The organism is Pontibacterium sp., assembly GCF_041587635.1.
Lineage (GTDB): Bacteria > Pseudomonadota > Gammaproteobacteria > Pseudomonadales > Balneatricaceae > Pontibacterium.
Window position 1 is genome coordinate 1 of record NZ_JBFGYC010000329.1, and the last position, 4,625, is coordinate 4,625.

The 4,625-nt window shown below is 47.8% G+C and carries 4 protein-coding genes; all 4 read right to left on the reverse strand.

All coding sequences use genetic code 11. The features are described 5' to 3' along the window. Positions 1 to 126: 126 nt before the first annotated feature. A complete protein-coding gene (gene gspG, locus ABYW01_RS14700) occupies positions 127 to 570 on the reverse strand; it encodes a type II secretion system major pseudopilin GspG (RefSeq protein WP_372834010.1) in 444 nt (147 codons plus the stop codon). A 220-nt stretch (positions 571 to 790) separates the two neighbouring features. Then, positions 791 to 2,053: a UDP-N-acetyl-D-mannosamine dehydrogenase gene (gene wecC, locus ABYW01_RS14705; protein ID WP_372834012.1), complete on the reverse strand. Its 1,263-nt coding sequence runs from the start codon at positions 2,051 to 2,053 to the stop codon at positions 791 to 793. A 71-nt stretch (positions 2,054 to 2,124) separates the two neighbouring features. Next, positions 2,125 to 3,408, reverse strand: a complete 1,284-nt coding sequence (locus ABYW01_RS14710) for a lipopolysaccharide biosynthesis protein (RefSeq protein ID WP_372834014.1) — start codon at positions 3,406 to 3,408, stop codon at positions 2,125 to 2,127. Positions 3,409 to 3,530: 122 nt separating this feature from the next. After that, positions 3,531 to 4,625, reverse strand: a 1,095-nt coding sequence (locus tag ABYW01_RS14715; protein WP_372834016.1) for a hypothetical protein, incomplete at its 5' end; no start/stop codon positions are given.

Genomic DNA, 4,625 nt, shown 5'->3' on the forward strand with positions numbered 1-4,625 from the left:
CAGGCCGAGCTGGCTGAGAATTTCATCACTTCTCTTCAGTTCATTGCTTGCTGCCAGCTTCAGTTGTGCTATTTCTGCCGTACTTAGGTTCAGGTTTGCACTGATCCATGCTGTGATGCTCATCAATCAGCCCCGTTTAACAATGTCGGCGTTGTCGTCATTGCCGCCTTCCTTTGCATCGGCGCCCAGGGAACGGATTTCAAATAGGAAGCCCGCTTCGCGGTTACCTGCACGGTAGATATACGCATGTCCCCAAGGATCTTGTGGTAGTCCATCTCTCAAGTAAGGACCACGCCAGTTTGGGAGGTCTGATTTTTCAAGTTGAGTAAGGCTTTCTGGCGGTCGTCCGACATCGAGCATATATGAATCAATGGCGGTAGCCAGCATATTGGTTTGGGTTTTTGCGACCTGTATTTTGGAGGAGCCTACCTTATCAAACAGCTGGGGCGCTACGAGTGAGGCGAGCAACCCAAGAATGACCATGACGATAAGGAGTTCAATCAGAGTGAATCCGTTTTGCCTCTGGGGGGGGTGTCTAGCTGTTAGTGATGTAGGGCAATGTGAACGCATCTTGATTGACTCCAGAAGCTTGATGAATAGATTAGATAGTCGAGAATTGAAAGAAATTGCTTTCGCATCGATTTATGAATAGCCGTTGCTAAACGAGTTGAATGCGGGTGACATGCATATGCAATATGCAGCCGCTAATTGGTATTAATCGTATGGAAACGATTTAATACCAATTAGCGGCTACAGAAAATGCATTTCATGTGTTAATCAGGTAAATATTTTACCAGATACCGCGTGTATCGACGATCATGCCTTCGGGTTTGGTCTGGTCCTTAAAGCCACGATGGTCTACTAGCAAGACGTGTATGTCAGCAGTTGCAACTGCTGTGTTTGCCAGGACTGCCTTTCCTTCCATCGAAGTGGGCAGTTTCTCGATGTTTGGCTCAATTACCAGAACCTCACCCGGATGTATTTCGGCTAGCTGCTGGGTAATATCAAGCGCAGGGCTTTCGCGCAGGTCGTCGATGTCAGCCTTAAATGCCAGACCATAACATGCAATTTTGACATCAGCTGCAGTCTTGTGTGGGTTCTGCTGCAAAATTTTACCGACTCCCTCAGTGACTTTGGCGATAACCCATTGAGGTTTGTGATCATTCACTTCACGGGCGGTACGAATCAGGCGAGCTAGTTCAGGTGTTTGGCTAACTATGAACCAAGGGTCCACTGCTATACAGTGTCCACCTACGCCAGGGCCCGGTTGCAGAATGTTTACACGTGGGTGACGGTTTGCTAAACGTATCAATTCCCATACATCTATCGCTAAGTCATCGCAAATCAGAGAGAGTTCATTGGCAAAGGCTATATTTACATCGCGGAAGCTGTTCTCTGTGAGTTTAGCCATTTCTGCGGTGCGAGCATTTGTCACTACGCACTCACCTTCAACGAACGTTTTATAAAGCGCTACCGCAGTGTCAGAACATTTTGGTGTCATGCCACCGATTACGCGGTCGTTTTCGACCAGTTCACGCATCACATGGCCGGGCAGAACGCGTTCTGGACAGTGAGCAATGCGAACATCAGAGTCTTCACCGGCGTCTTGCGGGAAACTTAGATCCGGACGAGCTTCGGCCAGCCATATAGACATTCTTTCAGTTGCACCGACCGGCGAGGTGGACTCCAGTACTACCAGATCACCGGTTTTCAGTACTGGAGCGATCATACGGGATGCAGATTCGATATAGCTAAGGTCCGGCACGTGATCGCCGTTGTCGGAGTCCTTTTTAAACGGTGTTGGTACAGCGATGAGAAATGCATCGGCTGCTTCGGGTTTCAGAGTGGCCCGCAGATATCCTTTGGCGACTGCTGTACTCACGACACCGTCGAGTTCTGGCTCAATAATGTGGATTTCACCCTTGTTGATTGTATCTACAACATGAGGGCTCACATCAACACCAATCACATTGACTTTACGCGAAGCAAATACGGCTGCCGTTGGCAGGCCAATGTAACCAAGCCCAACGGTTGAGACAGTTTTAAATTCCATTTGTCAGAGCGACCTTGTAGAAAGTTAAGGAAATCGGTTAATTGTACCTAAGCTCGGGGGGCGACAGAAGATCATGGACTTCTAAAGTTTTCATCTTTGTGTACCAACTTCAGTGTGAGCGAAATCAGGATAAAGAGTACAGCGTAGCTGCCGGCCATCAAGCAGCTAAACAGGAGTAGTGACATTTCTGCGCTCCAGCCGGCATAAACGGCAACAACGAACGAAGGGATGACGCAGGCGAGACGCACTAGATCCCAGAGGAAGAGCCAGTGTTGTTTATGTATGACATTTAGTGTGGTGGATAGAGGTGACATGACAAACTGACCAATAAAAAAAGGCGTGAGAATAAGAATGTACTCCCCTGCAGTGTGCCAGTCACCGCCCAACAGTTTCGGCATAAGCTCAGGTGCCAGAAGGCCAATGATCAGCAACATCGGCGCGCCAATAATTAGAAGCCAGCCTGCTGAACGAAAGAAGAGTGAAGCGGCATCATAGGTATTCTGGTTGAACCTGGATGCCAGTTCAGCTGTGTACCCCTGAGCAACGGACTGACCCATCAGTGCCATTGGTGCTGCGATGATTCGTTGCGCCATAAAGTAGAATCCTGCTGCGGTTGGTGAATACAGTGTGGCCAGTAAGATGGATGGTGACTGCATTACCGCCACATTCAGCAGGGCTGTGGGGGTTGAAATAAGAGGGAAGCGCCAATATTCGCGTAAAGCGTTATAGGTGTTTTTTAATCGGGGTTGGCTATTGTTAGCACTATTTTCCAGGCGTGAAAATTTACGGAAAATATTTGTTATGCCTGCAAACCGACCGATTAGATCGCCAATAATAAGGCCAATCTGAAGCATGCCGATCATGGCGAAGAAAAGCTGGCTTGTTACTTGAGCTGATGCTCGGTAAAGGCGTGTTTTAGCAACATCACTTACTTTTTCCATACGTACAGCCCAATTTGACATCAGATTGTATAGAGCAAGCCCGAGTCCGACAAGAGGTAGCAGTATGGTATATGAGCCTAAAAGTGATGAAAGTTCTAAGTGCATCCAGGTGATGCAGGCTAGTGTAAATAGAAGTGTTAATACTAGAGCGATAGAAGTGGCGCCTAATGCCAACTTGTGGGCTGTTTCGTGTTGTTCTGGAAGGTATACGGCTTGTTCATAACGTAAGCACATGACTGTTCCCATCACGGCTGAGATGCTTACAAAAAGAGCAAGCATCCCAAAGCTGTCTGGGCTATATAGCCGGGACAGTACAGGTGTTGCTAGTAGGACGATTAGGTTCGCCCCGGCTGAGCCCGAGATAAGCGTTGCAATTCTTGTTATAAGAGCCGGGGCGGCAAATTTTGAGAGCATCTTAGCACCGTGCTTTGCTGAAAAGTTGTGACTTGTTTTTTGTCGTTATGATATTGAATATTGCTGTTCCAGCGTCGCTGGTTTTACATGTGGGAACTGAGAACGATAGGTCTTATTGGACCCTAATCCCTATGTTTTGCGGTAGCTGCCAGCGCCAGATACATTCCGATGCCGAGTGCGGGTACAGGCCAAAATACAGGTTTTGACACTGCGATCAGTAACAGGCTGGAAATGTTAATAGCGAAGCAGAGGCTCCACTTGGAGGTGTTTGCCCCGCTCATGAAGACGCGGATACCTGACATTAGTGCCGCGAAACTGACTGTGAGTACATAACCCAAAAACGGCAGGATGCCGTAATTCATCCAACCTGAGAGGGCGTTATGTACATAGCCTCCTCCATGCCCTGCAATACGAATATGGCCGCCGAATTCGCCCGAGAACGGACTATTGAGAAGAACTGAATATGACTGTTGAAGTAGAGATTTTCGTGCCTGCCAAGATGTTGATGAAGATAAGTCGAGCACTTCGAGCTGCCGACTGTCCTGAATGGAATCAAATATTACTGGACCTAGTAAGCACAAGCCCAGAAAGGTAAGGAGTATGTAGATACTCATCCAAGGATCACGCAGTAGTTTAAGGCTTAGACTGATTAATGCGACAGCGAAAAAGGCGAAGAACTCCGAGCGGGCACCGAGGACAAAGAGCGTATAGGTGCCTAGTACTGTCCATATGAAAGATGTTGTGGCGGTACGAGCCATCATCATCAGAATCACGTAAACAAAGAAGGCGCTGCGTGCAAAGCCTTGATAGGTCGCGATACCGTCTTTTGTATCAAAATAAAATCGGGCGTAAAACATGATCTTGCCCGTACTCAGGGTGTAAAAGGCCAGGAACAGAAGTAATGCAACAGCGCTTAGCATCAGCGCGTTATGAAATGTCGTGCTATTGCTGTTTAAGAAAAATCCTATATAGAACAAGCCGATGGAAAATATCAATGCCTGCCAGGATTGGGCTGCAGCCGATGTAATGTGGTCTGCGTTGCTGCTTAGGTTGAAGTACAGTGTGATCGCGGCAATAGAAAGCAGGAAACAAAACCACAACAACCCAGTTATCCGATCACTTATGCATAACTGTGGTAGCCACTTTGGCAGTGTGGCAAAGAACATCAGTGCTGCAAACGCTGCAAATGGGCCAAAACCGCCACCAATTACTGCGGG

What these genes read in the sequence shown, in the direction of transcription:
- wecC (WP_372834012.1), bottom strand. Translation starts at nt 2,053, where the DNA reads ATGGAATTTAAAACTGTCTCAACCGTTGGGCTTGGTTACATTGGCCTG.
- gspG (WP_372834010.1), bottom strand. Translation starts at nt 570, where the DNA reads ATGCGTTCACATTGCCCTACATCACTAACAGCTAGACACCCCCCCCAG.
- ABYW01_RS14710 (WP_372834014.1), bottom strand. Translation starts at nt 3,408, where the DNA reads ATGCTCTCAAAATTTGCCGCCCCGGCTCTTATAACAAGAATTGCAACG.